The organism is Streptacidiphilus pinicola (assembly GCF_003258295.1).
Lineage (GTDB): Bacteria > Actinomycetota > Actinomycetes > Streptomycetales > Streptomycetaceae > Streptacidiphilus > Streptacidiphilus pinicola.
Map to the genome: position 1 here is coordinate 49,915 of NZ_QKYN01000007.1, position 24,809 is coordinate 74,723.

Below are 24,809 nucleotides of genomic sequence, written 5' to 3' on the forward strand. Positions count from 1 at the left end.
CCGGTCAGCGCAGCTCGCCCTCGTCGGGCGCGATGCGGACCGAGGCCGCCACGCGTCCCTGGGCCGACTCGAACGCGGCCGTCAGCTCGGCTGCCCAGACGTGCTCGACGAGCAGCAGCAGCGCCGACTCGTCCGGGCTCAGCAGCTCCTCCGCCTCGGCGGCGTCCTCGTCCGTGATCAGCCCGGACTCCCCTGGGCGCGTGGTGAGCGCGCCCTTTCTGTCGCGGCGCAGCTCCCGCACGTCCAGCAGCCGGACCCCGCCGTCGCGGCGCAGGCGCTCCAGCGGCTCCAGGACGGTCGCGGTACTCCCGTCGCCGGGGAAGGCGAGTACCAGGAACTCCACTGGGCCCACGAGGTCTCCTCTCGGTCGTCCGTGTCGTGAAAGCATAGGTGCCGAATGCTAAGAAATAGGACATAAGCGAAACCTGGCCGCCGGGCTCTGGTGGAGCCCTGAATGAACGGCTACATTCAGACTCGTCAATGGTGAATGAATCTATCCAGGTCACCGAAGAGAGGATGGGAACCATGGCGCAGCAGCAGAGCGGCCCGCGCACGGTCCGTGCCGCACGTGGCACGCAGCTGAGCACCCTGGGCTGGCAGCAGGAGGCCGCCCTGCGGATGCTGAACAACAACCTCGATCCGGAGGTCGCGGAGCACCCGGAGAAGCTGGTCGTCTACGGCGGCACGGGCAAGGCGGCGCGTGACTGGCGCTCGTACGACGCGATGGTGCGCACCCTGCAGACGCTGAAGCAGGACGAGACCATGCTGGTCCAGTCCGGGCGTCCGGTCGGTGTGATGCAGACCCACGAGTGGGCGCCGCGGGTGCTGATCGCGAACTCGAACCTGGTGGGCGACTGGGCCAACTGGGAGGAGTTCCGCCGGCTGGAGTCCCTGGGTCTCACCATGTACGGGCAGATGACGGCCGGTTCGTGGATCTACATCGGCACCCAGGGCATCCTCCAGGGCACCTACGAGACCTTCGCCGCGGTCGCGGCCAAGCGTTTCAACGGGACCCTGGCCGGGACGATCACGCTCACCGCCGGCCTGGGCGGCATGGGCGGCGCCCAGCCGCTCGCGGTCACGATGAACGACGGCGTCGCGATCTGCATCGACTGCGACCCCTCCCGCATCGCCCGCCGCATCGAGCACCGCTACCTCGATGTCGAGGCGAAGGACCTCAAGCACGCGCTGGACCTGGCGGTCGAGGCCCGCGACGCGCGCAAGCCGCTCTCGATCGGCCTGCTCGGCAACGCGGCCGAGATCGTCCCGGCGCTGCTGGCGATGGACGCGCCGATCGACATCGTCACCGACCAGACGTCCGCGCACGACCCGCTGGCCTACCTGCCGGTCGGTGTCGCCTTCGACGACATGGCCTCCTACGCGGCCGAGAAGCCGGAGGAGTTCACGCAGCGCTCGCGCGAGGCGATGGCCAAGCACGTCGAGGCCATGGTCGGGTTCATGGACAAGGGCGCCGAGGTCTTCGACTACGGCAACTCGATCCGCGGTGAGGCGCAGCTGGCGGGCTACTCCCGGGCGTTCGACTTCCCCGGCTTCGTCCCGGCCTACATCCGTCCGCTGTTCTGCGAGGGCAAGGGCCCGTTCCGGTGGGCGGCGCTGTCGGGCGACCCGCGGGACATCGCCAAGACCGACCAGGCCATCCTCGACCTGTTCCCGGAGAACGAGTCGCTGCACCGCTGGATCAAGATGGCGCAGGAGCGGGTCCACTTCCAGGGCCTGCCGGCGCGGATCTGCTGGCTGGGTTACGGCGAGCGGGACAAGGCCGGTGAGCGGTTCAACGACATGGTCGCCTCCGGTGAGCTGTCCGCGCCGATCGTGATCGGCCGCGACCACCTCGACTGCGGCTCCGTCGCCTCCCCCTACCGCGAGACCGAGGCGATGCTGGACGGCTCGGACGCGATCGCGGACTGGCCGCTGCTCAACGCCATGGTCAACGTCGCCTCGGGTGCGTCGTGGGTGTCCATCCACCACGGTGGTGGCGTCGGCATCGGCCGTTCGATCCACGCGGGTCAAGTGACGGTCGCCGACGGCACCAAGCTGGCGGGCGAGAAGATCCGCCGGGTGCTGACCAACGACCCGGGCATGGGCGTCATCCGCCACGTCGACGCCGGCTACGACCACGCGGTCGATGTCGCCGACGACCTGAACGTCCGCATCCCGATGCGTGAGGGTGAGTGACCGTCACATGACTGAGGCTTACGAGGAGGAGCTCGGCGACGCCGCGGACGGCTATCGCCGGATGTGGCGCGAGCTCCTCCCCGTCGGCCGCTTCCAGGAGACCGGCGGCTACCGCCGGTTCGCCTGGACCAGCGCCGACGCCGAGTGCCGGGCCTGGTTCGCGGAGCAGGCCGCCGCGCGCGGGCTGACCTACGAGCTGGATCGCAACGGCAACCAGTGGGCCTGGTACGGGGACCCAGAGGCCGGCGACGCCGTCGTCATCGGCTCCCACCTGGACTCCGTCCCGGACGGCGGCGCCTACGACGGCCCGCTGGGCGTGGTCTCCTCGTTCGCCGCGCTCGACGCCGTGCTCGCGCGCGGCGGCCGGCCGACGCGTCCGGTCGCGATCACCAACTTCGTCGACGAGGAGGGCGCGCGATTCGGTGTCGCCTGCGTCGGCTCGCGGCTCACCGCAGGGGTGCTGACGCAGGACCAGGCATTCCGGCTGCGCGACGCGGACGGCGTCTGGCTGCCCGACGCGATGGCCGCCGCCGGGCAGGACCCGTCCGCGATCGGCAAGGACGAGGCGCGGCTGGCCCGCGTCGGTGCCTACGTCGAGCTCCATGTCGAGCAGGGCCGCTTCCTGGACGCGACCCCGCACCCGGTCGGTGTCGCCTCGGCGATCTGGCCGCACGGCCGCTGGCGCTTCGACTTCCACGGCGAGGCCAACCACGCCGGTACGACGCGGTTGGAGGACCGCCGCGACCCGATGCTCACCTACGCCAACACCGTGCTCGCGGCCCGCAAGAAGGCGCGGCTGGCCGGTGCGCTGGCCACCTTCGGCAAGGTCAGCGTGGAGCCCAACGGCACCAACGCGATCGCCTCGCTGGTGCGTGGCTGGCTCGACTCGCGCGCCGCGGACGAGGCGACGCTGACGGCGCTGGTCGACGAGATCACCACCGCCGCGACCGAGCGCGCCGAGCGGGACGGCGTGCGCGCGGAGATCGTGCGCGAGTCCTACACGCCCGTCGTCGACTTCGACGACGCGCTGCGCGACCGGCTGGTCTCCATCCTCGGCCCGGGCACCCCCGTCCTGCCGACCGGCGCGGGTCACGACGCGGGAATCCTCTCCGGGGTCATCCCGACTGCGATGCTGTTCGTGCGGAACCCGACCGGCGTCTCCCACTCGCCGGCGGAGTCGGCCACCGAGCCCGACTGCCTCGCCGGAGTCGCCGCGCTGGCCAAGGTGCTCGAGGAGATGACCTGCCGATGACGACCTTCTGGGCTCCGCACGCGTGGCTGCGCCGCGAGGGCGGCTCGCTGACCGCCGTCGAGGACGACGTGCGGATCGACGTCGACGCGACCGGGCGGATCAGTGCGATCACCCCCGACAGCGGCCCGGCGCCCGAGGGCGCGACCGTGCTGACCGGGCTGACCCTGCCCGGCCTGGCCAACGCCCATTCCCACGCCTTCCACCGCGCCCTGCGCGGTGCGGTGCAGGTCGGCAGCGGCACGTTCTGGACCTGGCGGGACACCATGTACCGGGCGGCCGACGCGCTCGACCCGGACAACTACCTGGCGCTCGCCACCGTGGTCTACGCCGAGATGGCCCTCGCGGGTGTCACCTCGGTCGGCGAGTTCCACTACGTCCACCACCAACCGGGCGGCGCCCCCTACGCCGACCCGAACGCGATGGGCGAGGCACTGATCGAGGCGGCGGCCCGCGCCGGCATCCGGATCACCCTGCTGGACGCCTGCTACCTCTCCAGCGGCTTCGGTGAGGCCCCGAACCGGCATCAGACCCGTTTCAGCGACGGGACGGCCGAGGCCTGGGCAGCGCGCGTCTCGCTGTTGAAGGACCGCGACCACGCGAAGATCGGTGCGGCGATCCACAGCGTCCGGGCGGTCCCGGAGGAGGAGCTCGGCACCGTCGCCGCCTGGGCGAAGGAGCGGCAGGCGCCGCTCCACGTGCACCTGTCGGAGCAGGTCGCCGAGAACGAGCACTGCCTGGCGGCCCACGGCGTCACCCCCACGCAGCTGCTGGCCCGCCACGGTGTCCTCGGCCCGCGGACCTCGGCGGTCCACGCGACGCACCTGTCCGAGGAGGACATGCGGGTGCTGACCGACACCTCCACGGTCATCTGCATGTGCCCGACGACGGAACGCGACCTCGCCGACGGCATCGGCCCCGCCCGCCAGCTGGCCGGCGGCGGCTGCCCGATCTCGCTCGGCTCCGACAGCCACGCGGTCATCGACCTCTTCGAGGAGGCCCGCGCCCTCGAGCTGAACGAGCGTCTGGCGACGCAGCGCCGCGGCCACTGGACCGCGGCCGCGCTGCTGCGCGCCGCGACGGAGGACGGCCACGCCTCCCTCGGCTGGACCGAGTCCGGCCGCCTGGAGCGCGGAGCGCTCGCGGATTTCTGCACGGTCGCGTTGGACACGCCCCGGACGGCGGGGCAGTCGCCCCGCCTCGGCGCGGAGACCGCGGTCTTCGCCGCGACGTCCGCGGACGTCCGCGACGTCGTCGTCGGCGGACGGATCGTCGTGCGGGACGGCGTCCACCTCTCAGTCCCGGAGACGGGGCGGACTTTGAACGAAGCGATCGCTGCACTCCGCTAGGAGTTGCACCGCCTAGGGGCGCGGGGAACTGCGTGACAAGCCACCCAGGGTGGTGAGTCCCCGAACGAGCAGGGCCATCGGCACAGGGTGGTTGCTCGCGCAGTTCCTCGCGCCCCTGGGGCCCCATCCGAAGGAGTGACATGACCACCCTGATCACCAATATCGGTTCCCTGCTCACCAACGACCCCGAGCTGGGCACCCTGACCGACGCTGCGATCGTGCTCGACGGTGACCAGGTGGCCTGGGTCGGTGCGGCCGCTGCCGCGCCCGACGCGGACGAGCGTGTCGACGCGGAAGCGCGGGCCGTCATTCCTGGGTTCGTCGACTCGCACTCGCACATGGTCTTCGGGGGCGACCGCACCGCCGAGTTCAACGCGCGGATGTCCGGGAAGCCGTACACCGCGGGTGGGATCCGGACCACCGTCGCGGCGACCCGGGCGTCGAGCGACGAGGCGCTCGAACGCAATCTGCGCCGTTTCATCGGCGAGATGCTGCGTCAGGGGACGACCACCGTCGAGGTGAAGTCCGGCTACGGGCTGACCGTCGAGGACGAGGCCCGTGCGCTGCGGATCGCCGCCGCGCACACGCCGGAGACCACCTACCTCGGCGCGCACGTGGTCGCGCCCGAGTTCGCGGACGACCCGGCCGCGTACGTGGACCTGGTGACGGGGCCGATGCTCGACGCCTGCGCGCCCTACGCGCGCTACGTGGACGTGTTCTGCGAGCGCGGGGCCTTCGACGGGGACCAGGCGCGGGCGGTCCTCACCGCCGGTGCGGCCCGTGGGCTGACGCCGCGCGTGCACGCGAACCAGCTGACGGAGGGGCCGGGTGTGCAGCTCGCGGTGGAGCTGGGCGCGGCGAGCGCGGACCACTGCACACACCTGTCCGACGCGGACGTGAAGGCGCTCGCCGACGCGCACGCGACGACCGTCGCCACCCTGTTGCCGGGCGCGGAGTTCTCCACCCGCGCGGTCTACCCGGACGCGCGCCGGCTGATCGACGCCGGGGCGACCGTCGCGCTGTCGACGGACTGCAACCCCGGGTCGAGCTTCACCAGCTCCATGCCGTTCTGCATCGCCGTCGCGGTGCGCGACATGGGGATGACGCCGGACGAGGCCGTGGTCGCGGCCACCCTCGGCGGCGCCCGAGCCCTGCGGCGCACCGACGTCGGGCATCTCGCGGTCGGCGCGCGCGCGGACCTCGTGCTGCTGGACGCGCCCTCGCACGTGCACCTGGCCTACCGGCCGGGTGTTCCGCTGGTCAGCGCCGTCTGGCAGGGGGGCGCGCGGGTCTGCTGACGCGCCGGGCCTGTCGCCTGCGCACCACGACGCTCCCACTGCTCACTGAGAAGGTCGCTGCACGAGGGTTCCCCCTGCCGTGTCCCTGTCGTACCGTCAGCGACTATCTGACGACTCGTCAGTAAGGTGCGGCCGGAGGAGGGCGCAGTGGGCAGCAGGGTCACAACAAGGGCCGCCGTGGGGCTCGTCGTCGCGGGGATGGCGACGGCGGCGGCCGTCGTACCGGCACAGGCGACGACGGTGCCGGTCAACTACAACTGTCAGACACCGATCGGCGCGAAGAGCGCGGTCTCGCAAGTGGAGATCACCGCCTCGCCGAGCGGCTCGCACTACGCGGTGACCGTCACCTTCACCAACGGCGTCTCGTCCAGCCCCGTCGCGTTGGGGGCGGGCTCGATGGTGCCGAGCGTGGTGGTGGCGGTGGGCGGCGCCGACAGCGGCAGCTTCACGGCCACCGGACCCGCCAACGCGCAGACGATCCCGGCGAACACGCCGATCCGGATCGGCAGCATGACCGGGACCTACGACCCGCACCACAACGGCTCGGTGACGCTGACGCCGTCCACGCTGACCATCAAGGCGCTGGGCACCACGACCACCTGCACGCCCAGCGGCTCGGTCTCGCCGGCTTTGACGCTGACCGTCAGCAACGCCTCCGGCTCGGGCGGCGGCTCCGGCTCCGGAGGTTCGAGCTCAGGCGGTTCCAGTTCCGGCGGCTCCGGCTCCGGCGGGTCGAGCACCGGCGGCTCCAGCTCGGGCGGGTCGAGCACGGGAGGGTCCAGCACCGGCGGGTCGAGCACCGGTGGCGGCACGCTACCGCAGACCGGGCCGGCCGACGACGCCGCCGCGTTCGGGCTGTTCGGCGGGACCGTGCTGCTCGCGGGCGTGGCCGGCGCGTTCTGGCTCACCCGGCGCAGCCGCAACGGGCGCGTCAATGCACGCATGTGAACGTGCGGAGCGCGACAGGGCCGGGTGGTGGCCGGCCCGCCTGTTCGCGTTCCTGGTGACGGCGGCGGCGCTGCTCGCGGTCACCGCCCCCGCGCATGCCGTCGGCGGCGGGGGTTGGGCCGTGTTCCCGACCCCGCCCGCCGGCACGCAGACGCCCGGCCCGGCCGACCGGCAGTACTTCTACCTCGAATCCGCCCCCGGCCGGACCCTCACTGACCACGTCTCCGTCGTCAACCTCGGTGCTCGGCCGGAGACCTTCCGCCTGCACGCCACCGACCCCTGGGTGAAGCTGAGCAGCACCGGCCTGACCGTGCCGCCGCACACCCGCGCGGACGTCCCGTTCTCCCTGGCCATCCCCACGACCGCCGAGCCCGGCGACCACCAGGGCTCGATCGTGGCCGAGGACGCCGGCTCGCGACCGGTCGGCGTCCGCATCTACCTGCACGTCACCGGGCAGCCGGTGCCCGCGTTCAGCGTGGACGACGTCTCCGTCCGCCGCAGCGTCCCGGCCGTGCCGGGGCTGGGCACGAACCGCGCCACGCTGCAGTACACCCTGACGAACCACGGCAACGTGACCCTGCACCCGAGCGTGGAGGTCACCGAGACCGGCTGGTTCGGTTCTGTCTATCACCGGCCGCTGTCAAGCGCCGGGATCGAGCTGCCGCCGGGCCGCTCGGTGCGGCTGAACCTGGCGCTGCCCGGGCCGCCGCTCCTCGACGACGTCGCCGTCACCGTGAAGGCGTCCGACGGGGCGACCGGGGCGCAGGGGCAGACCGGCTACCTGGCGATCCCGTGGCTGGTGCTCGTGTTCGTGGTGCTGTTGCTCGCCGTCCTCGGGGTGTGGCTGTGGCTGCGGTCCAAGCGCAGCCATGTCCACCGGGCGGGATGGTGGCGCAGCCGGGAAAGTGTGGGAGTCGCGGCGTGAGGTGCTGTACGAGGCTGCTGGATCTTCGTCCGCTGCGCGTCCTGGTGGCCGCGCTGCTGCTCGCGCTGGCGCTGCCGGCGGCGCTGCCCGCCGCGTCCGCGCACGCGGCGAGCGGGCCCGTCGTCGTGCCGCTGCCCGCGTCGGCCAAACCGGGTGACACGACCGCCGTGAGCGGCTCCGGCTGGCCCGCCTCGGCGCTGCTGACGGTGCTGCTCTGCGGGCAGAACGCCGTCGCCGGGACCGACGACTGCGTCAACGACGCCGGACGGGCCGTCACCACCGATGCGAGCGGCCGGTTCACGCAGGCCCTGAACGTCGAGACGCCACCGCAGCCGTGCCCGTGCGTCATCCATGTCAGCACCGTGCTGGGCGCCCCCGAGAGCGCGGACGCGCCGTTCGAGGTGGTCGGCGCGCCGGTGAAGCCGATCCCGCCGAACGCCGCGGGCAACGGGCAGTTGCACGCGCTCAGCGCCAGCCTGACCGGGGACAGCGGGCTGCTGAACTGGTTCGGCTCGCCCCCCTCCCGGACACTGCGGGTGATCGTCACCGACCTCGGCGCCACCCCGGTCGCCAACCCCGAGTTCCAGATGGGCACCTGGCACTCGGTGCTGGCGCCCGAGTGGAGCGCCGCGCCGTGGCAGGGCGTGATCCAACCGGGGCAGAAGGTGGAGATCGACCTGCCGGTCCAGTTCGGCTCCGGCGCCAGCGGGCGCTGGTCGGTCGCGCTGCGCTACCAGGGGCAGGACTTCGCGAGCGCCTACGAGGACCTGCCGGTGGCCGGGGGCGTCTACGTCTTCTGGACCCTGCTCGGCCTCGTGGTCGCCGTCGGCCTCTACCGGATCGGCATGGCGGTGCTCGACAAGGTCCGCCCGGACGTCGTCGAGCGCCACCGGGAGCGGCGCCGTTCGCGGGTCGGCCGCCACCGCTTCAACCTCGCGCGCACCGGGGAGGAAGCCGCGGCGGCGGACGGAGTGCCACCGGCGTGGTCGGAGGTCGTGTCACCCGACGCGCCGACGCAGGCGTTCCCCCTCGTCCCCGCGCCACCCGCGTACGCACCGACCGTGCGCCCCACCGCGCCGCCCCCCGGGTCGGCGGACACGCTGCCGTGGTTCGCGCCCGGCACGGTCACCGTGACCGCACCATCCCAGGCCGCACCCCTGGTCCGACCACCCCAAGAGGAAAGGCCTACTGACACGTGAACAGCTTTCGGCCGGCCGGGGTCGTGCTGACGGCCCTGCTCGCCGGCTCACTCCTCGCGGTCGCCGCGCCCAGCGCGTCGGCCGCCCAGTCCAGTTTCGCGACCACCTGCAACTCGCCCGTCGGCGCGGTGAAAGGCACCACGGTGGTCGACGTCTCGAGCAACGACGCCAGCCCGAAGGTGGGTGACACGGTCACGCTCACCTGGAAGTTCGTCCAGGCGGCCTCGCAGAACCCGAACATCGTCGACCTGCAGGCGAACACGGTGCAGCCGACCGGCCACGTCTCGCTGGGCGGCGCGCAGACGGGCACCGTGGCGCTCACCGGCCCGCGCCAGAACCCGCCGATCCCGAAGAACTCGCCGATGGTGCTGTCGAACATGACCGGCACCGTGAAGCTCACCGCCGCCGGGGACGTGACGATCACTCCGGCCGACTACAACATCAACGTCAGCACGTTCAACGCGAACACCCCCTGCAAGCCCGACGCGACCGCGCCGGTCGCCCTGACCCTCCACGTCGCGGGCAGCGGCGGCGGCACGACGGGTGGCGGGACCTCCGGCGGGACCGCCTCGGGTGGAACGACCTCCGGCGGGACGACCGGCGGGTCGGGCGGGGGCAGCGGGAGCTTCCCGGGCACGGGGGTGCAGGTCGACTACAACTGCCAGACCCCGATCGGCGCCAAGTCCGCCAGCCCGACGATCACCATCAACGCCAAGGAGCAGAGCGGCAAGTACACCCTCACCGAGACCTTCGCCTCCGGCGTCTCCTCCTCGCCGGTCCAACTCGCCGCCGGGTCCATGGTGCCGAGCACGACGGTCAAGATGACCGGCGCGGACAGCGGGGAGCTGACCCTCACCGGCCCGGCCAACAGCGCCCCGATCCCGGCGAACACGCCCATCAAGCCCAGTGACATGAGCGGTTCCTATGTCCCGGCCCACACGGGTGAGGTGGCGTTCACTCCGGACGTCCTGACCATCAAGGCACTCGGCACGACGACGACCTGCACACCGTCCAACAAGCCGAATGCTTCGCTGAAGCTGCAGGTCACGGCCGGTGGCGGCACCGGCGGGGTCACCGGCTCCACCAGCACCGGGGGCAATACCGGTGGCGGCAGCACCACGACCGGCGGCAGCAGTTCCGGCAGCAGCTCCGGCGGGACTTCCGGCGGGCTGGCCAACACCGGTGGCAATGACGACTCGTTCCGCGCGCTCGGCCTGATCGGGGGCACCGTGCTGCTGCTCGGCGCGGCCGTCTTCGTGTTCACCCCGTGGCGTCGCCTCCGCAAGGAGCGGTAGGAAACGCACGAGGGGCGCCCCGCTCGCGCGGGACGCCCCTCTCGACGCTTCAGTGCGACGACGTCAGTGCACGTCGCCCATCAGCGCGCGGACCTTGCGGCGGTAGAGCACCATCGCCACACCGGCCAGCAGCGCGGCCGTGCCCTGGATGGCGAACGAGGTGGTGCTCAGGAACGCGTCGCCCATGACCTGCTGGAGCACGGCGGCCACGCAGTCGCCCGCGGTGACCGCGAGGAACCAGATGCCCATCATCTGGCTGGCGTACTTCTTCGGCGCCAGCTTGGTGGTGACGGACAGGCCGACGGGGGAGAGCGTCAGCTCGCCGACGGTCTGGACCAGGTAGACCAGGGCCAGCCAGAGCGGGGTGACCAGGACGCCACCGGAGGCGGCGGCCATCGCCAGCATCATCACGCCGAAGGACAGGCCGATCAGGGCCAGGCCGACGCCGAACTTCACGGCCGTGCTGGGGTTCTTGTCGCGGCGGTGCAGCGCCACCCAGAGCCAGGCCATGACCGGCGCCAGCGCCATGATGTAGAGCGGGTTCAGCGACTGGAACCAGGTGCTCGGGAAGTCGAAGCCGAACAGCTTGCTGGCCGTGTTGTTCTGCGCGAACAGGCTCAGCGTCGAACCGGACTGGTCGTAGATCATCCAGAACACGGCCGCGGCCACGAAGAACCAGATGTAGCCGGTGAGCTTGCCGCGCTCGTCCGTGCTCAGGTCCTTGTCCCGACGGATGCGGGCGAAGACCACGATCGGGATGATCAGGCCGACGACGGTCAGGGTCCAGATGACCCAGCCCATCGTGAAGTGGCCGGAGAGCGCGACGGCGCCGAAGAACACCACGGCCAGGGCCAGCCAGAACAGCGCCTTGCGGATGACCGAGACGCGCTCGGCGCGGGACAGCGGCGAGGTGACGACGCTGGACTGCGCGGAGAGGTTGCGGCCGCCGAAGATGTAGTTCGTCAGGCCCAGGGCCATGCCGACGCCGGCGAGGGCGAAGCCGATGTGCCAGTTGACGTTCTGGCCCACGGTACCGATCACCAGCGGCGCGGCGAAGGCGCCCAGGTTGATCCCCATGTAGAAGATCGTGAAGCCGCCGTCCCGGCGCGGGTCGTTCTTGTCCGGGTACAGGTGGCCGACCATCGTCGAGATGTTGGCCTTGAGCAGGCCGGACCCGACGGCGATGAAGCCGAGGCCGACGAAGAAGGAGACCGAGGCGGGAACCGCCAGCAGGAAGTGGCCGATCATGATGATCACGCCACCCACGAGCACGGTCTTGCGCGCGCCCCAGAAACGGTCGGAGATCCATCCGCCGGGCAGGGCGAGCAAGTACACCATCGCGTTGTAAACGCTGTAGATGGCGGCGCCGGTCGCGGCGCCGAGGCCCAGTCCTCCCTTGTCATGGGGGGCGACCAGGTAGAGCACCAGCAACGCTCGCATGCCGTAGAAGCTGAAGCGCTCCCACATCTCGGTCATGAAGAGCGTGGACAGACCGCGCGGGTGCCCGAAGAACGTCTTCCTGGGGGAGCCGTTGGCGGCGACGGCGGAGACCGCGTCGGCAGCGACCTCGACAGGTATCGGCGGCATGGGCAAGTTCCTTGCAGGTGTGACAGGGGTTGCCCAACTGTAGGGCAGCATTTAGCTGCTTTTGACCATGGAGGCCACCGAGTGATCTTTATGACCTGATTTGCCGCCACATAAATATGCCCCGTAGGCCGCCGATGACCTTCGAATCTTCGGGTTGAGTGGCGTGATTCATGCAGATCCTACAGTGTGGACATGTGAGCTGGTTCTCAGCGCCCCGTCAGCGCACCTCGCCGAGGTGGCTGCGGATCTTGCCGCGGTTCAGCATGATCGCCGCTGCGGCCACCAGGGCCAGTGCGACCTCCGCCGCCACGTAGCCGCGGCTGTTGAGGTCGGCGCCGGCCGTGGTGGCCAGTGAGGTGATGCAGTCGCCGGCCGTCACCGCCAGGAACCAGACGCCCATCATCTGGCTGCCGTACTTCTCCGGCGCCAGCTTGGTGGTGACCGACAGGCCCACGGGGGAGAGGCAGAGCTCGCCGACGGTCTGGATCAGGTAGATCGCGCAGAGCCACAGCGGCGTCACCTTCGCTCCGCCCGAGGCCGCCGCCAGCGCGCCCAGGAAGACCGCGAAGGAGAGGCCGACCAGCACCAGGCCGATCGAGAACTTGGTCGCGGTCTCCGGTTCGCGCTGCTTCGCCGCCAGCCACTGCCACAGCCAGGCGAAGACCGGGCCGAGCGCCATGATGTAGAGGGGGTTGAGCGACTGGAACCAGCTCGACGGGAAGTGGACCCCGGCCAGACTGCTCGCGGTGTTGTCCTGGGCGAAGATGTTGAGCGTCGAGCCGCCCTGGTCGTAGATCATCCAGAAGATCGCCGCGGCGACGAAGAACCAGATGTAGCCGGTCATCTTCTGGCTCTCCAGCGGTGACAGGTCCCGGTCGTGCTTGATCCGGTACAGCGTCCAGGCCGGGAAGACCAGCCCGATCACCGTCAGCGGGATCGTCGCCCAGTTGAGCGTGAAGTGGCCGGTGCCGGCGACGATCCCATAGAAGACGGCGGCGATCGCCAGCCAGAACAGGCCCTTGCGCAGCACGCTGCGCCGCTCCTCGGGGCTGAGCGGTGTCGCGACCACGGAGCTCTGCGGGCTCAGCGTCCGCATGCCGAAGAGGTAGATGATCAGGCCGATGCCCATGCCGATGCCGGCCAGGGCGAAGCCGAGGTGCCAGTTGACCTTCTGGCCCACCGTGCCGATCACCAGCGGCGCGAAGAAGGCGCCGACGTTGATGCCCATGTAGAAGACGGTGAAGCCGCCGTCCCGGCGCGGGTCGGTCGGCCCTTCGTAGAGCTGGCCGACCATGGTCGAGATGTTGGCCTTCAGCAGCCCGGACCCCAGCGCGATGAAGACCAGCCCGCCGAAGAACGACGCCGTCGCGGGCAGTGCCAGCAGGAAGTGCCCGATCATGATCACGCCGCCGGCCACCGCCACCGTCTTGCGCGGACCCCAGACCCGGTCCGCGACCCAGCCGCCGGGCAGCGTCAGCAGGTAGACCATCGAGACGTAGACGCTGTAGATCGCGGTCGCCGCGCTCGTCGAGAAGCCGAGCCCGCCGTTGTCGGGCGAGGCCGTCAGATACAGGACGAGCAGCGCGCGCATGCCGTAGTAGCTGAACCGCTCCCACATCTCCGTGGTGAACAGCGTCGCGAGACCCCAGGGGTGGCCGAAGAAGGTGCGGTGGTGGTGCCCCGGCCCGGTGCCCTGACCCGTCGCCACGTCCTGCGCCATCAGCTGCTCCGCCTCTCCCCGGCCGCGCTGCCGCAGCCCTGCGCTTTGTACTGCTTTCCTGCCTTTTGCCGAGATTAGGGGAGGAGATCGCGATCGGTGCTGAGGAACGCCCGGCTGTGCTCCGTTCGACGGAAGCCGGTCACCGCCCTGCGGCGCACTACGATCGACACATGACGCGTGTACTGCTGGCCGAGGACGACATCGCCATCTCCGAGCCGCTCGCCCGCGCCCTGCGCCGCGAGGGCTACGAGGTGATCGTCCGCGAGGACGGCCCCTCCGCGCTGGAGACCGCCGGCAGCGGTGGCGGCGTCGACCTGCTCGTGCTCGACCTCGGCCTGCCCGGCATGGACGGGCTGGAGGTCGCCCGCCGGCTGCGCGCCGACGGCCACGGCTTCCCGGTACTCGTGCTGACCGCCCGCGCCGACGAGGTGGACACCGTCGTCGGCCTCGACGCCGGCGCGGACGACTACGTCACCAAGCCCTTCCGGCTCGCCGAGCTGCTCGCCCGCGTCCGGGCGCTGCTGCGCCGCGGCACCGGCGACCTCACCACCGGCGCGCACGGCGTCAAGATCGACGTCGAGTCGCACCGGGCCTGGCTCGGCGACGAGGAGATGCAGCTCTCCGCCAAGGAGTTCGAGCTGCTCCGCGTCCTGGTCCGCGACGCGGGCCGGGTGGTCACCCGCGAGCAGATCATGAGAGAGGTCTGGGACACCACCTGGTGGACCTCGACCAAGACCCTGGACATGCACATCTCCTGGCTCCGCAAGAAGCTGGGCGACGACGCGGCCAGCCCCCGCTACATCACCACCGTGCGCGGCGTCGGCTTCCGCTTCGAAAAGGGCTAGGTCGGTCGTTCGTGAAGCGCAGGCTGCTCAACTCCACCCTGGCGGTGGTGCTCGTGACCGTCGCCCTGTTCAGCGTGCCGCTGGCACTGGTGGAGAAGCGCAGCATCGAGAGCGCCGCGTCGGACGCGGTGAAGACCGAGGCGCTGCACATGATCGGTGTCATCGAGAACCGCCACGCGGCGAACGAGCCGATCGACCGGGCCGCGCTCACCGGCCTCAACGACTCCGGCTCCGGCCGCTACGCCGTCGTCCACCTCCCCGGTGACGCGACGCCGATCGTCATCGGCAGCAAGCCCGCCGGCTCCGACCCGGTCACCGCGACCGAGACCGGCCCGCACGGCGAGACCGTCGTGGTCCAGGAGTCGAGCGAGCCGGTCGACAACGCGATCCTGCGGATGCTGCTGCTGCTCGTGGGTGTCGCCGCGCTGACCGTCGCCGCCGCGATGGCCCTGGCGGGGTGGCAGGCCAAGCGGATCACCCGCCCGCTGACGGAGCTCGCGGAGACCGCCGAGCGCCTCGGCTCCGGCGACCCGCGTCCGCGCCGACGCCGGTACGGCATGGCCGAGTTGGACCGGGTCGGCGAGGTGCTGGACCAGAGCGCCGACCGTATCGGCCGGATGCTCACCGCGGAGCGGCGCCTCGCCGCCGACGCATCCCACCAGTTGCGCACTCCGTTGACCGCGCTGTCGATGCGGCTGGAGGAGATCGTCGAGACCGACGACCTGGACACCGTGAAGGAGGAGGCCGCGATCGCGCTGGGCCAGGTGGAACGCCTGACCGACGTGGTGCAGCGCCTGCTCACCAACAGCCGCGAGTCCCGCAACACGGCGGCCGTCGCCTTCGACGTGGACGAGGTCATCAAGCAGCAGACGGAGGAGTGGCGCCCGGCGCTGCGCCGCTACGGCCGCAAGCTGTACATCGAGGGCCCGCCCGGGCTCTGGGCGGTGGGCACGCCGGGTGCGGTCGCGCAGGTGATCGCCGCGCTGATCGAGAACTCGCTGATGCACGGGGACGGCAGCGTCACGATCCGCACCCGGGTGCGGGACACCCGCATCGTCATCGAGATCCAGGACGAGGGCGCGGGCGTCCCGGACGAGCTCGGCGCCCGCGTCTTCGAGCGCGCGGTCAGCGGCCACAACTCCACCGGCATCGGCCTCGCGGTCGCCCGCGACCTGGCCGAGGCGGACGGCGGCCGCCTCGAACTGCTCTCCCAGCGGCCGCCGGTCTTCGCGCTCTTCCTGGGCCGCCAGGAGAGCTAGGGCCGGCCAGCGCTCCTGCGGTGTGCCGATCGGATGATTTTCGGCCCACGTGCCCGTCGTGGCGGCGCCGGATCGCGGCCGTGCGCATGTCTGGTTCGTACGATCCTGCGGCGAGGATCCGGACATTTCAGACGGGCGGTAGGTATGAGAGCGATGATCCGTCACCGGCTGCGCCCCTGGGCGGCCGCCTGCGTGACACTCGTGGCCATGGTGGGTGGGACCGCCTTCGCGCCCGCCGTGCCGCCGGGGCCCACCCCGCTGCCGCCCGCCGTCGAGGCGATCATGCACCAGGCCGGGTACGAGCACGCGCAGTGGGGCCTGCTGGAGGTCGACCCCGCGAACGGGCACGTGATCCACTCCCGGTTCGCGAACCAGTCCTTCGTCCCCGGCTCGGACACCAAGCTGGTCACCCTCTCCGCGGCCTGGCACACCCTCGGCCCCGACCACCGCTTCACCACCCCCGTCTACGCGGTCGGGAAGAAGCGCGGGACGACCCTGGACGGGAACCTGGCGCTGGTGGCGCAGGGCGACCTGACCATGGGCGGGCGGACGAAGCCGGACGGCTCGGTGGACTTCACCGACATCGACCACACCTCCGCCAACGACCTGCCCGGCGCCACGCTCACCCCCGAGAATCCGCTCGCCGGGCTGAACGCGATCGCCCGCCAGGTGCGCGCCGCCGGGCTCACGCACGTCAACGGCAACGTGATCGTCGATCCGCGGATCTTCACGCCGCCGGCGCTGGACCCGCAGCCCACCCCGCTGATCATCAACGACAACGTTATCGACCTGCTCACCACGCCCACCAAGGCCGGGCGCCCGGCCAAGCTGTTCTGGCGTCCGCAGGTCCAGCCGTACCGGGTCACCTCCACGGTGCGCACCGTCGCGGCGGGCGGGACGACCGACATCACGGTCACGGCCTCCCGGAACGGCACCAGGATCGCCCTGTCCGGGACCATCGCCGCGGGGTCGCAGCCCGTCCTGCGGATCTCCGGGGTCCGGGACCCCAACGCCTTCGGCCGCACCGCGCTGATCGAGGCGCTCGCCCGCGCCGGGGTCAGCGTCTCGGCGAGGCCGACCGGTCCGAACCCCCAGGGCGCGCTGCCCGGGTCCTACACCCACGATCCGCGGGTGGCCGCCTTCGTCTCCCCGCAGTACCACGAGTACGCGAAGCTGATCCTCAAGGTCAGCCACAACCTCGGCGCCAACCTGGCCCTGTGCAACATGGCCGTGCTGCGGGGGAGCAAGGACTGCATCGACGCCGGCTTCACGGCCGAGCACGCGTTCCTGACCAAGGTCGCCCACGTCGACCCGACCCAGTTCCAGCTCGACGACGGGCGCGGCGGCGACGCGACCGAGAAGGCCACCCCGACCGGCCTCGTGCAGCTGCTGAGCTACTGGCTGCACACCCGCGACGCGACGGCCTTCCGGCTCTCGCTGCCGATCCTCGGGGTCGACGGCTCGAACGCGACCACCTGCCGGCACTGCCCGGCCAAGGGCAAGGTCTTCGCCAAGCCCGGCACCGTCATCGGCATCGACGACCTCAACCGGCAGTTCGCCGTCGCGGACCAGAGCCAGGCCGGCTACCTGATGACCGACAAGGGGCACCTGCTGGTCTTCGTCGTCCTGGTCAACTCCGCCACCGCCCCGGACATCCAGGGAGTCCAGAAGGTCTTCGACGACTCCAACAAGATCTCCGCCCTGCTGCAGGAGGAGGCCTCGGCCCGCCACCTGTAGCGGTCCGGACCACGCAGAAGCCCCCGACCGGCGTCGCTGCCGTCGGGGGCTTCTGCGTCGTTCGTGAGAGCCGCTAGCGGGCCCGCTGGGCCCTGCTGCGCTTGACCTGCTCGGCGGCCAGGATCTGCTCCGCGGCCTCCAGGGCCTCCTCGGCCTGCGGGACGACCTGGAAGACCCAGGTGCGGTAGGCCCAGAAGCGGAAGACCGTCGCCACGCCGATGCCGATGACGCTGCAGACCAGGCTCTCCAGCTTGGTGTGGAAGTCCAGGCCGTAGGTGAGGATGTAGAGCACGCCGTTCTGGATCACCAGGCCGATCGCGCTGAAGACCAGGAAGAGCGAGATCTCGCGCGAGCGCGTCTTCTTGTCCGCGTCCCGGTACACCCAGTAGCGGTAGCCGACGTAGTTCGTCGCGATCGCGATCAGCGTTGCCACGATGTTGGCGCGGACGGTCTGCATGAAGTCCAGCAGGATGCCGAAGCTGACCAGCTGGATGACCACGCCGGATATCCCGACGATGCCGAACTTGGCCACCTCGTTCAGGATGCGACGCAGAGCACTAGGCGTACGTCCGCCAGTGAGGGGGGAAGCGGTCATGACTGCAGGATCCGTCTCTACTCGGCTACCCGGCGCGGTCATGGAGTGCCGCGCCCGACGCACAGGTGCGTGTGCCGTACACGACGATAGTCGGCTCGCCAGTGTGACAAATACTTCTCCTGTTAAATCCTCATGGAACTTTGGCGCTTGCGCACCTTCACGACCACGCCCACGACCAGGGCGGATCCGGTCATTCCGCGGCCGGATATCCTTGCGGTGTGACTTTTCCGGTAGTGGGCATGATCGGTGGCGGGCAGCTGGCCCGGATGGCGCACGACGCGGCGATCCCGCTGGGCGTGCGGTTCAGGCTGCTGGCGGACACGCCGCAGGACTCGGCGTCGCTGGTGGTGAACGACGTCGTACTCGGTGACTACCGGGACCTGGAGACGCTGCGCCGCTTCGCGGCCGGCTGCGACGTGATCACCTTCGACCACGAGCACGTGCCCACCGAGCACCTGCGCACCCTCCTCGCCGAGGGCGTCAACGTCCGGCCGGGGCCGGACGCGCTGGTGTTCGCCCAGGACAAGGGCCTGATGCGGGCCAAGCTGGACGGCATCGGCGTCCCCTGCCCGCGTCACCGCCTCGTCGCGGACCCGGCCGACGTGACCCGGTTCGCCCAGGAGGGTGAAGGTTTTCCGGTCGTCCTGAAGACCACCCGAGGGGGGTACGACGGAAAGGGCGTCTGGGTTGTCAAGGACGAGACCGAGGCCGCCGAGCCGTTCAAGGCCGGGGTGCCGGTGCTCGCCGAGGAGAAGGTCGACTTCGTCCGCGAGCTCGCCGCCGACGTCGTGCGCTCCCCGCACGGGCAGGCCGTGGCGTACCCGGTCGTCGAGTCCGTGCAGAAGGACGGCATCTGCCACGAGGTCGTCGCCCCCGCGCCGAACCTGTCGGCCGACCTCGCCGCCGAGGCGCAGGCGCTGGCGCTGCGCATCGCGGGCGAGCTGGACATCACCGGCCACCTGGCCGTCGAGCTGTTCGAGACCCGCGATGGCCGCGTGCTGGTCAACGAGCTCGCGATGCGTCCGCACAACTCCGGCCACTGGAGCATCGACGGCGCGGTCACCTCGCAGTTCGAGAACCACATCCGCGCGGTGCTGGACCTGCCGCTCGGCGACCCGCGTCCGCGGCAGCCGTGGACGGTCATGGTGAACGTGCTCGGCGGCGACTACCCGGACATGTACAGCGCGTACCTGCACTGCATGGCGCGCGATCCCGGGCTGCGCATCCACATGTACGGCAAGGACGTGAAGCCCGGCCGTAAGGTGGGCCACGTCACAGTGTTCGGCGACGACCTGGAGGACGTGCGCGAGCGCGCCCGCCACGCCGCCGCGTACCTTCGAGGGGACATCACAGAATGAGCGAGCAGCCGCTCGTCGGCATCGTCATGGGTTCGGACTCCGACTGGCCCGTGATGGAGGCCGCCGCCCAGGCGCTGGAGGAGTTCGAGATCCCCTTCGAGGTGGATGTCGTCTCCGCGCACCGGATGCCGCGCGAGATGATCTCCTACGGCGAGGCCGCGGCCGGCCGGGGCCTGAAGGCGATCATCGCGGGCGCGGGCGGTGCGGCGCACCTGCCGGGCATGCTCGCCTCGGTCACTACGCTGCCGGTCATCGGTGTGCCGGTGCCGCTGAAGTACCTCGACGGCATGGACTCGCTCATGTCCATCGTGCAGATGCCGGCCGGCGTGCCGGTCGCCACGGTCTCCATCGGCGGCGCCCGCAACGCGGGCCTGCTCGCGGTGCGGCTGCTGGCCGCGTTCGACCCGGATCTCGCCCAGCGGATGGGCGAGTTCCAGCAGGAGCTGAACGAGCAGGCCTCCGAGAAGGGCCGCAAGCTGCGGTCCAAGGTCGGCAGCGGCGCGAGCTTCGGCTTCGGGGGCTGAACCGGGCGTGGCCGATGCCGAACTCCTCGCCGAGGCGCTGGACCTGCTCGCCGAGTACCCCATCGTCGACGGTCACAACGACCTGCCCTGGGCGCTGCGCGAGCAGGTCCGCTACGACCTGAACCGGCGTGACATCGCCGAGGACCAGCGGGACCACCTGCACACCGACCTCGCCCGGCTGCGCGCCGGCGGCGTCGGCGCGCAGTTCTGGTCCGTCTACGTCCCCTCCACCGTGTCGCGTCTGGCAGGGCAGGACGCGGTCACCGCGACGCTGGAGCAGGTGGACTTCGTCCACGCCCTGGTCGCCCGCTACCCCGAGCAGCTGCGGCTGGCGCTGACGGCGGACGACATGGAGGCGGCGCGCGCGGAGGGGCGGATCGCCTCGCTGATGGGCGCCGAGGGCGGCCACTCCATCAGCAACTCACTTGCGGCGCTGCGGGCGTTGTTCACGCTGGGCGTGCGGTACATGACGCTCACCCACAACGACAACAACGACTGGGCGGACTCCGCGACCGACGAGCCGAAGGCGGGTGGCCTCACCCGCTTCGGCGAGGAGGTCGTGCGGGAGATGAACCGCCTCGGCATGCTGGTCGACCTCTCCCACGTCTCCCCGGACACGATGCGCGCGGCGCTGCGCGTCACCTCGGCGCCGGTGATCTTCTCGCACTCGTCCTCGCGCGCGGTCTGCGACCACGTGCGCAACGTCCCCGACGACGTGCTGGCGGGCTTGCCGGCCAACGGCGGTGTGGCGATGGCGACGTTCGTCCCGAAGTTCATCCTCACCGAGGCCGTCGCCTGGACCGAGCGGGCCGACGAGAACATGGTCGCCCACGGCTTCCACCCGCTCGACCTCTCGGCGGCGGGGCTCGCCGTCCAGTCGGCGTTCGAGGCCGCGAACCCGCGGCCCGTCGCCACGGAGGCGACGGTCGCCGACCACCTCGACCACATGCGCGAGGTCGCCGGCATCGACCACGTCGGCCTCGGCGGCGACTACGACGGCACCGCGTTCACCCCCCAGGGCTTGGAGGACGTGGCCGGCTACCCCAACCTCGTCGCCGAGCTGTTGCGCCGCGGCTGGTCCCGCGACGACGTCGCGAAGCTGACGTGGCGCAACGCGCTCCGCGTGTTGCGGGACGCGGAGTCGGTGGCGCGGGGGATGTCCGAGGCGCCACCGTCCATCGCGACCATCGACCAGCTGGACGGCTGATCTCTCGCGCCCCTGACGTGTGCAGCTTGCTGACACGTGATCAAGCAGGCGTCCCCGGCTCCGGGCATATGCCCTGGCAGCGGTTAGCATTCTTCTGACAACGCCGTTGACAGGGGGAATCCGCATGGCGAACGACATCGACCTACTCTTCGTGGGCGGTCCCGTCATCACGATGGACGCCGCGCGGACCCGGGCGACCGCCGTCGCCGTGAGCGGGCAGCGGGTCGTGGCCGTGGGGCACGACGACCTGCTGGAGTTGGCCGGGCCGGGGACGGAGATCGTCGACCTGCGGGGGAAGGCGCTGCTGCCCGGCTTCCAGGACGCGCACGTGCACGCGGTGTACGGCGGTGTGGAGATGGGCGAGTGCGACCTGTCGGGGGTCACCGACCTCGGTGAGTACCGCCGGCGCATCGCCGCCTACGCGGCCACGCATCCGGCGCAGCCGTGGATCACCGGTGCCGGGTGGGCCATGGAGGCCTTCGACGGCGGGCAGCCGCACCGCGCGCTGCTGGACGAGATCGTGCCGGACCGTCCGGTCTTCCTGCTGAACCGGGACCACCACGGCGCCTGGGCCAACTCCCGTGCGCTGGAGCTCGCGGGCATCACCGCGCAGACCCCTGACCCGGCGGACGGCCGGATCGAGCGGGAGCCGGACGGCACCCCGTCCGGCATGCTGCAGGAGGGTGCGACCAACCTGGTCGCCCGTCTGGTGCCGAAGGCGAGCGTCGAGGACCGGGTCAAGGGGTTGCTGCGCGCACAGGCGTACCTGCACTCACTCGGGATCACCGCCTGGCAGGACGCGATCCTCGGGGTCTTCAACGGGCAGCCGGACGTCTCCGACGCCTATCTCGCCGCCGCGTCGGACGGGCGGCTGACCGCGCGGGTGAACGGCGCGCTGTGGTGGGACCGGGAGCGCGGGGCCGAGCAGATCCCCGAACTGGTCGCGCGGCGCGACAAGCTGACGGCGGGCCGGTTCCGGGCCGGGTCGGTGAAGATCATGCAGGACGGTATCGCGGAGAACTTCACGGCGGCGATGACCGTGCCGTACAAGGACGCCTGCGGCTGTGCCACCCCCAACAGCGGTCTCAGCTTCGTGGACCCGCGCGCGCTCGCGGGGCACGTGACGGAGCTGGACGCGCTCGGTTTCCAGGTGCACTTCCACGCGCTGGGCGACCGCGCGGTGCGCGAGGCGCTGGACGCGGTGGAGGCGGCGATCGCCGCCAACGGGCGGCGCGACAACCGGCACCACCTCGCGCACCTGCAGGTGGTGCACCCGGACGACGTGCCGCGCTTCGCGCGGCTCGGCGCGGTCGCCAACCTGCAGCCGCTGTGGGCGGCGCACGAGCCGCAGCTGGACGAGCTGTGCATCCCGTTCCTGGGCGGGGAGCTGGCGTCGTGGCAGTACCCGTTCGGGGACCTGCTGCGCTCGGGCGCGACGCTCGCGGCCGGGAGCGACTGGCCGGTGTCCACGCCCGACCCGTGGCTCGGCATCCACGTGGCCGTCAACCGGGTCAACCACCGCGACGACCGCGAGGCCTTCCTGCCGGAGCAGCGGCTGGACCTCACCACGGCGCTCGCCGCCTACACGGCGGGCAGCGCGCACGTGAACCACCTCGACGACACCGGGGTGATCCGTCCGGGCGCGCTGGCCGACGTCGTCGTCCTGGACCGGGACCCCTACGCGGGCCCGCGCGAGGAGATCGGCGCGACCCGCGCCCTCCAGACCTTCGTGGGCGGCGAGCGGGTGTACGCCGGATAGGGGCTGCCACTCAGCGGCGACGGCGGGCCGAGACGTCCTCGTGGGCGAGCCGGCGCAGTGACAGCAGTACCGGCTCGTACAGGACGGTGTAGGCGACGACGGCCTCGATGGCCTCGTCGATGGCCGGGTGCTCGTCGATGACGTCGAGCTCGGCCTCGGCGATCGGGTGGAGGGCGTTCGCGTAGTCGCGCAGGGTTCCCTCGGTCGTGGCGTAGCCGAGGGAGTTCAGCGTCAGCAGGGCCTCGGTGAGCGCGTCGAGCGCGGGCGCCCCGTCGTGGATCCGCCAGCCCAGTTCGTCGCGGAGCAGCGCGAGCACCTCGGCGCGGCGCTCCTGCCAGGCGGCGGCCTCCGGCGTTCCCGCCGGGGGCGTGGTGACGCGCGGCGGCAGCAGGTACTGCGCGACGCCGAGCCGGCTGTGCCGGTCGAAGGCCGGGTCCTGCGCGGCGGCCAGCACGTCGCGCGCCTGCGCGACGGACATGCCGCCGACGGTGAGCAGCGCCCGGACCAGCCGGAGCCGGCGCAGATGGTCCTCGTCGTACTCGGACCTGCGCGCGCTGACGGCGGCCCCGGGCTGCAGCAGGCCTTCCCGCAGGTAGTACTTGACGCTGGCGACGGAGACGCCGCTGCGTTCGCTCAACTCCGAGAGCTGCACGGGGGTTGGACTCCGATCCGAATGGGCCGAGGCCTCGACAGGAGTCATGGATAGTGCGACTATCCATCCATGCCTGACTTCGGCTCTGCCAGAGGTGCACGCTCTTCCGTCCAGCCCGAATGGGCCCGCCCGGGGCTGCACACAGCCCCGGCCCCCGCCGCACAGGAGGGGATCCTACGCGGCCGGCACCTGGCCGACAGCGAAGAACCCGTCGCCGTCTTCCTGATCGGCATGCGGGTCAACCGCTGGCGCGCGGTGCGGCAGTGGCTGCCGGTCTTCCGTGCGATGCCGCGGATGCTGAAGGAGCTCGCCGCCGACCCCGAGAGCGGGCTGCTCAGCTACCGCCTGCTGCTCGGGCCCGGCCCGCGCCAGGTCGCGGCCGTCCAGTACTGGCGCCGCGCCGGCGACGTCCGCGCCTTCGCCGCGGCCAATGACCGTGAGCACCGCCCCGCCGAGGCCGCGTTCTGGCGCCGTTACAAGGCGGGCCGGGGGGCGGTGGGCATCTGGCACGAACTGCTCTCCGTCCGCGCCGGGGCCTACGAGGCCGTCTACGCCGACATGCCGCCCATCGGCCTCGGCGCGGCCGTGGGCCTCACGCCCGCCGTGCACCGCCCGAGCGGCTACGGCTACGTCGCGGCCACCGAGGCCGAGGTGGCGGCAGGCCTGCACGCCGAGGTCAGCGTCCCAGCCGAGGGATCTCGATAGCGGGGCACTTGTCCATGACCATCTCCAGCCCGGCCGTCAGCGTCCGGTCGTAGGCGGCCTCGTCGACCACGCCGAGCTGGAACCAGACCGCCTTCGCCCCGACCGCCGCGGCCTGGTCCGCGACCTCACCCGCCAGCGCGCTGTTCACGAAGACGTCCACGACGTCCACCGGGAACGGGATCTCGGCCAGGCTCCGGTAGCCCGGCTCGCCGTGCACCGTCTCCGCCTTGGGATGCACCGGCACCACCCGCTTGCCGAAGCGTTGCAGCACCTGCGCGACACCGTAGGCCGCCCGGTCCCGGTTGTTGGACAGGCCCACGACCGCCCACGTGTCCCCGCTCCCGGTGAGGATCCGTCGGACCGTCTCGCTGTCGTCGTACATGCTGGCTCCCGTCCTGTGCC

Annotated in this window: 22 protein-coding genes; 16 read left to right on the forward strand and 6 right to left on the reverse strand. The window is 71.4% G+C overall.

Annotated features, from left to right (window positions below; all coding sequences use genetic code 11):
* Positions 1–4: 4 nt before the first annotated feature.
* Positions 5–352 carry a DUF1269 domain-containing protein gene (locus DN069_RS39760; RefSeq protein WP_165845328.1) on the reverse strand — a complete coding sequence of 116 codons (348 nt, stop codon included), beginning with the start codon at positions 350–352 and terminating at the stop codon, positions 5–7.
* Positions 353–525: 173 nt separating this feature from the next.
* Here DN069_RS39760 and hutU point away from each other — a divergent pair, with 173 nt between their 5' ends.
* The 8 genes from hutU to DN069_RS01140 all read left to right on the forward strand — a co-directional run bounded on the left by hutU (position 526) and on the right by DN069_RS01140 (position 10,459).
* Positions 526–2,196 (forward strand): urocanate hydratase, encoded by a 1,671-nt coding sequence (gene hutU, locus DN069_RS01105; protein ID WP_111498775.1) that lies wholly within the window; start codon positions 526–528, stop codon positions 2,194–2,196.
* Between the two features lie 7 nt (positions 2,197–2,203).
* Positions 2,204–3,448: an allantoate amidohydrolase gene (locus tag DN069_RS01110; protein WP_424556232.1), complete on the forward strand. Its 1,245-nt coding sequence runs from the start codon at positions 2,204–2,206 to the stop codon at positions 3,446–3,448.
* Positions 3,445–4,794 carry a formimidoylglutamate deiminase gene (locus DN069_RS01115; protein ID WP_111498776.1) on the forward strand — a complete coding sequence of 450 codons (1,350 nt, stop codon included), beginning with the start codon at positions 3,445–3,447 and terminating at the stop codon, positions 4,792–4,794. The genes DN069_RS01110 and DN069_RS01115 overlap by 4 nt, the downstream gene beginning before the upstream one ends.
* Before the next feature lie 140 nt (positions 4,795–4,934).
* Positions 4,935–6,092, forward strand: a complete 1,158-nt coding sequence (gene hutI, locus DN069_RS01120; protein ID WP_111498777.1) for an imidazolonepropionase — start codon at positions 4,935–4,937, stop codon at positions 6,090–6,092.
* Positions 6,093–6,239: 147 nt separating this feature from the next.
* Positions 6,240–7,040, forward strand: a complete 801-nt coding sequence (locus DN069_RS01125; RefSeq protein ID WP_341538428.1) for an LPXTG cell wall anchor domain-containing protein — start codon at positions 6,240–6,242, stop codon at positions 7,038–7,040.
* On the forward strand, positions 7,027–7,965 hold the full coding sequence (locus DN069_RS01130) for a COG1470 family protein (RefSeq protein WP_133259798.1): 939 nt from the start codon (positions 7,027–7,029) through the stop codon (positions 7,963–7,965). The genes DN069_RS01125 and DN069_RS01130 overlap by 14 nt, the downstream gene beginning before the upstream one ends.
* The gene (locus tag DN069_RS01135; protein WP_165845330.1) at positions 7,962–9,164 is read left to right on the forward strand and encodes a neocarzinostatin apoprotein domain-containing protein; all 1,203 of its coding nucleotides are present in this window, start codon (positions 7,962–7,964) and stop codon (positions 9,162–9,164) included. Before DN069_RS01130 ends, DN069_RS01135 begins: the two co-directional genes overlap by 4 nt.
* A complete protein-coding gene (locus tag DN069_RS01140) occupies positions 9,161–10,459 on the forward strand; it encodes a hypothetical protein (RefSeq protein ID WP_111498780.1) in 1,299 nt (432 codons plus the stop codon). Before DN069_RS01135 ends, DN069_RS01140 begins: the two co-directional genes overlap by 4 nt.
* Positions 10,460–10,522: 63 nt before the next feature.
* Here the strand turns inward: DN069_RS01140 and DN069_RS01145 are convergent, their stop codons facing one another.
* Complete coding sequence (locus tag DN069_RS01145) at positions 10,523–12,046, reverse strand: peptide MFS transporter (RefSeq protein ID WP_111498781.1); 1,524 nt, start codon at positions 12,044–12,046, stop codon at positions 10,523–10,525.
* Between the two features lie 217 nt (positions 12,047–12,263).
* Entirely contained in the window at positions 12,264–13,766 is a 1,503-nt protein-coding gene (locus tag DN069_RS01150; RefSeq protein ID WP_111498782.1) for a peptide MFS transporter, read from the reverse strand.
* Positions 13,767–13,936: 170 nt separating this feature from the next.
* Here DN069_RS01150 and DN069_RS01155 point away from each other — a divergent pair, with 170 nt between their 5' ends.
* The 3 genes from DN069_RS01155 to dacB all read left to right on the forward strand — a co-directional run bounded on the left by DN069_RS01155 (position 13,937) and on the right by dacB (position 17,607).
* Entirely contained in the window at positions 13,937–14,611 is a 675-nt protein-coding gene (locus tag DN069_RS01155; RefSeq protein ID WP_111498783.1) for a response regulator transcription factor, read from the forward strand.
* 11 nt (positions 14,612–14,622) lie between these two features.
* Positions 14,623–15,870: an ATP-binding protein gene (locus DN069_RS01160; protein ID WP_111498784.1), complete on the forward strand. Its 1,248-nt coding sequence runs from the start codon at positions 14,623–14,625 to the stop codon at positions 15,868–15,870.
* A 144-nt stretch (positions 15,871–16,014) separates the two neighbouring features.
* Positions 16,015–17,607, forward strand: a complete 1,593-nt coding sequence (gene dacB, locus DN069_RS01165) for a D-alanyl-D-alanine carboxypeptidase/D-alanyl-D-alanine endopeptidase (RefSeq protein ID WP_111498785.1) — start codon at positions 16,015–16,017, stop codon at positions 17,605–17,607.
* A gap of 73 nt (positions 17,608–17,680) precedes the next feature.
* Here the strand turns inward: dacB and DN069_RS01170 are convergent, their stop codons facing one another.
* Positions 17,681–18,202, reverse strand: coding sequence for a GtrA family protein (locus DN069_RS01170; RefSeq protein ID WP_111498786.1), 522 nt, complete (start codon positions 18,200–18,202; stop codon positions 17,681–17,683).
* 218 nt (positions 18,203–18,420) lie between these two features.
* On the opposite strand from DN069_RS01170, the gene DN069_RS01175 reads away from it, so the two are divergent.
* The 4 genes from DN069_RS01175 to DN069_RS01190 all read left to right on the forward strand — a co-directional run bounded on the left by DN069_RS01175 (position 18,421) and on the right by DN069_RS01190 (position 23,050).
* Positions 18,421–19,560, forward strand: a complete 1,140-nt coding sequence (locus DN069_RS01175; RefSeq protein WP_111498787.1) for a 5-(carboxyamino)imidazole ribonucleotide synthase — start codon at positions 18,421–18,423, stop codon at positions 19,558–19,560.
* Positions 19,557–20,084, forward strand: coding sequence for a 5-(carboxyamino)imidazole ribonucleotide mutase (purE, locus tag DN069_RS01180; protein WP_111498788.1), 528 nt, complete (start codon positions 19,557–19,559; stop codon positions 20,082–20,084). The genes DN069_RS01175 and purE overlap by 4 nt, the downstream gene beginning before the upstream one ends.
* Positions 20,085–20,091: 7 nt before the next feature.
* On the forward strand, positions 20,092–21,291 hold the full coding sequence (locus DN069_RS01185; protein WP_111498789.1) for a dipeptidase: 1,200 nt from the start codon (positions 20,092–20,094) through the stop codon (positions 21,289–21,291).
* A gap of 124 nt (positions 21,292–21,415) precedes the next feature.
* Positions 21,416–23,050: an amidohydrolase gene (locus tag DN069_RS01190; RefSeq protein WP_111498790.1), complete on the forward strand. Its 1,635-nt coding sequence runs from the start codon at positions 21,416–21,418 to the stop codon at positions 23,048–23,050.
* A gap of 10 nt (positions 23,051–23,060) precedes the next feature.
* On the opposite strand, the gene DN069_RS01195 is transcribed toward DN069_RS01190, so the two are convergent.
* On the reverse strand, positions 23,061–23,702 hold the full coding sequence (locus tag DN069_RS01195) for a MerR family transcriptional regulator (protein ID WP_111498791.1): 642 nt from the start codon (positions 23,700–23,702) through the stop codon (positions 23,061–23,063).
* A 69-nt stretch (positions 23,703–23,771) separates the two neighbouring features.
* Between DN069_RS01195 and DN069_RS01200 the strand changes: the two genes are divergently transcribed.
* Positions 23,772–24,407 (forward strand): DUF4188 domain-containing protein, encoded by a 636-nt coding sequence (locus DN069_RS01200; protein ID WP_111498792.1) that lies wholly within the window; start codon positions 23,772–23,774, stop codon positions 24,405–24,407.
* Here the strand turns inward: DN069_RS01200 and DN069_RS01205 are convergent.
* Positions 24,379–24,789, reverse strand: coding sequence for a CoA-binding protein (locus DN069_RS01205; RefSeq protein WP_111498793.1), 411 nt, complete (start codon positions 24,787–24,789; stop codon positions 24,379–24,381). The genes DN069_RS01200 and DN069_RS01205 overlap by 29 nt on opposite strands.
* Positions 24,790–24,809 lie beyond the last annotated feature (20 nt).

What these genes read in the sequence shown, in the direction of transcription:
- hutU (WP_111498775.1), top strand. Translation starts at nt 526, where the DNA reads ATGGCGCAGCAGCAGAGCGGCCCGCGCACGGTCCGTGCCGCACGTGGC.
- DN069_RS01110 (WP_424556232.1), top strand. Translation starts at nt 2,204, where the DNA reads ATGACTGAGGCTTACGAGGAGGAGCTCGGCGACGCCGCGGACGGCTAT.
- DN069_RS01115 (WP_111498776.1), top strand. Translation starts at nt 3,445, where the DNA reads ATGACGACCTTCTGGGCTCCGCACGCGTGGCTGCGCCGCGAGGGCGGC.
- hutI (WP_111498777.1), top strand. Translation starts at nt 4,935, where the DNA reads ATGACCACCCTGATCACCAATATCGGTTCCCTGCTCACCAACGACCCC.
- DN069_RS01130 (WP_133259798.1), top strand. Translation starts at nt 7,027, where the DNA reads ATGCACGCATGTGAACGTGCGGAGCGCGACAGGGCCGGGTGGTGGCCG.
- DN069_RS01145 (WP_111498781.1), bottom strand. Translation starts at nt 12,046, where the DNA reads ATGCCGCCGATACCTGTCGAGGTCGCTGCCGACGCGGTCTCCGCCGTC.
- DN069_RS01150 (WP_111498782.1), bottom strand. Translation starts at nt 13,766, where the DNA reads ATGGCGCAGGACGTGGCGACGGGTCAGGGCACCGGGCCGGGGCACCAC.
- DN069_RS01155 (WP_111498783.1), top strand. Translation starts at nt 13,937, where the DNA reads ATGACGCGTGTACTGCTGGCCGAGGACGACATCGCCATCTCCGAGCCG.
- dacB (WP_111498785.1), top strand. Translation starts at nt 16,015, where the DNA reads ATGAGAGCGATGATCCGTCACCGGCTGCGCCCCTGGGCGGCCGCCTGC.
- DN069_RS01170 (WP_111498786.1), bottom strand. Translation starts at nt 18,202, where the DNA reads ATGACCGCTTCCCCCCTCACTGGCGGACGTACGCCTAGTGCTCTGCGT.
- purE (WP_111498788.1), top strand. Translation starts at nt 19,557, where the DNA reads ATGAGCGAGCAGCCGCTCGTCGGCATCGTCATGGGTTCGGACTCCGAC.
- DN069_RS01190 (WP_111498790.1), top strand. Translation starts at nt 21,416, where the DNA reads ATGGCGAACGACATCGACCTACTCTTCGTGGGCGGTCCCGTCATCACG.
- DN069_RS01200 (WP_111498792.1), top strand. Translation starts at nt 23,772, where the DNA reads ATGCCTGACTTCGGCTCTGCCAGAGGTGCACGCTCTTCCGTCCAGCCC.
- DN069_RS01205 (WP_111498793.1), bottom strand. Translation starts at nt 24,789, where the DNA reads ATGTACGACGACAGCGAGACGGTCCGACGGATCCTCACCGGGAGCGGG.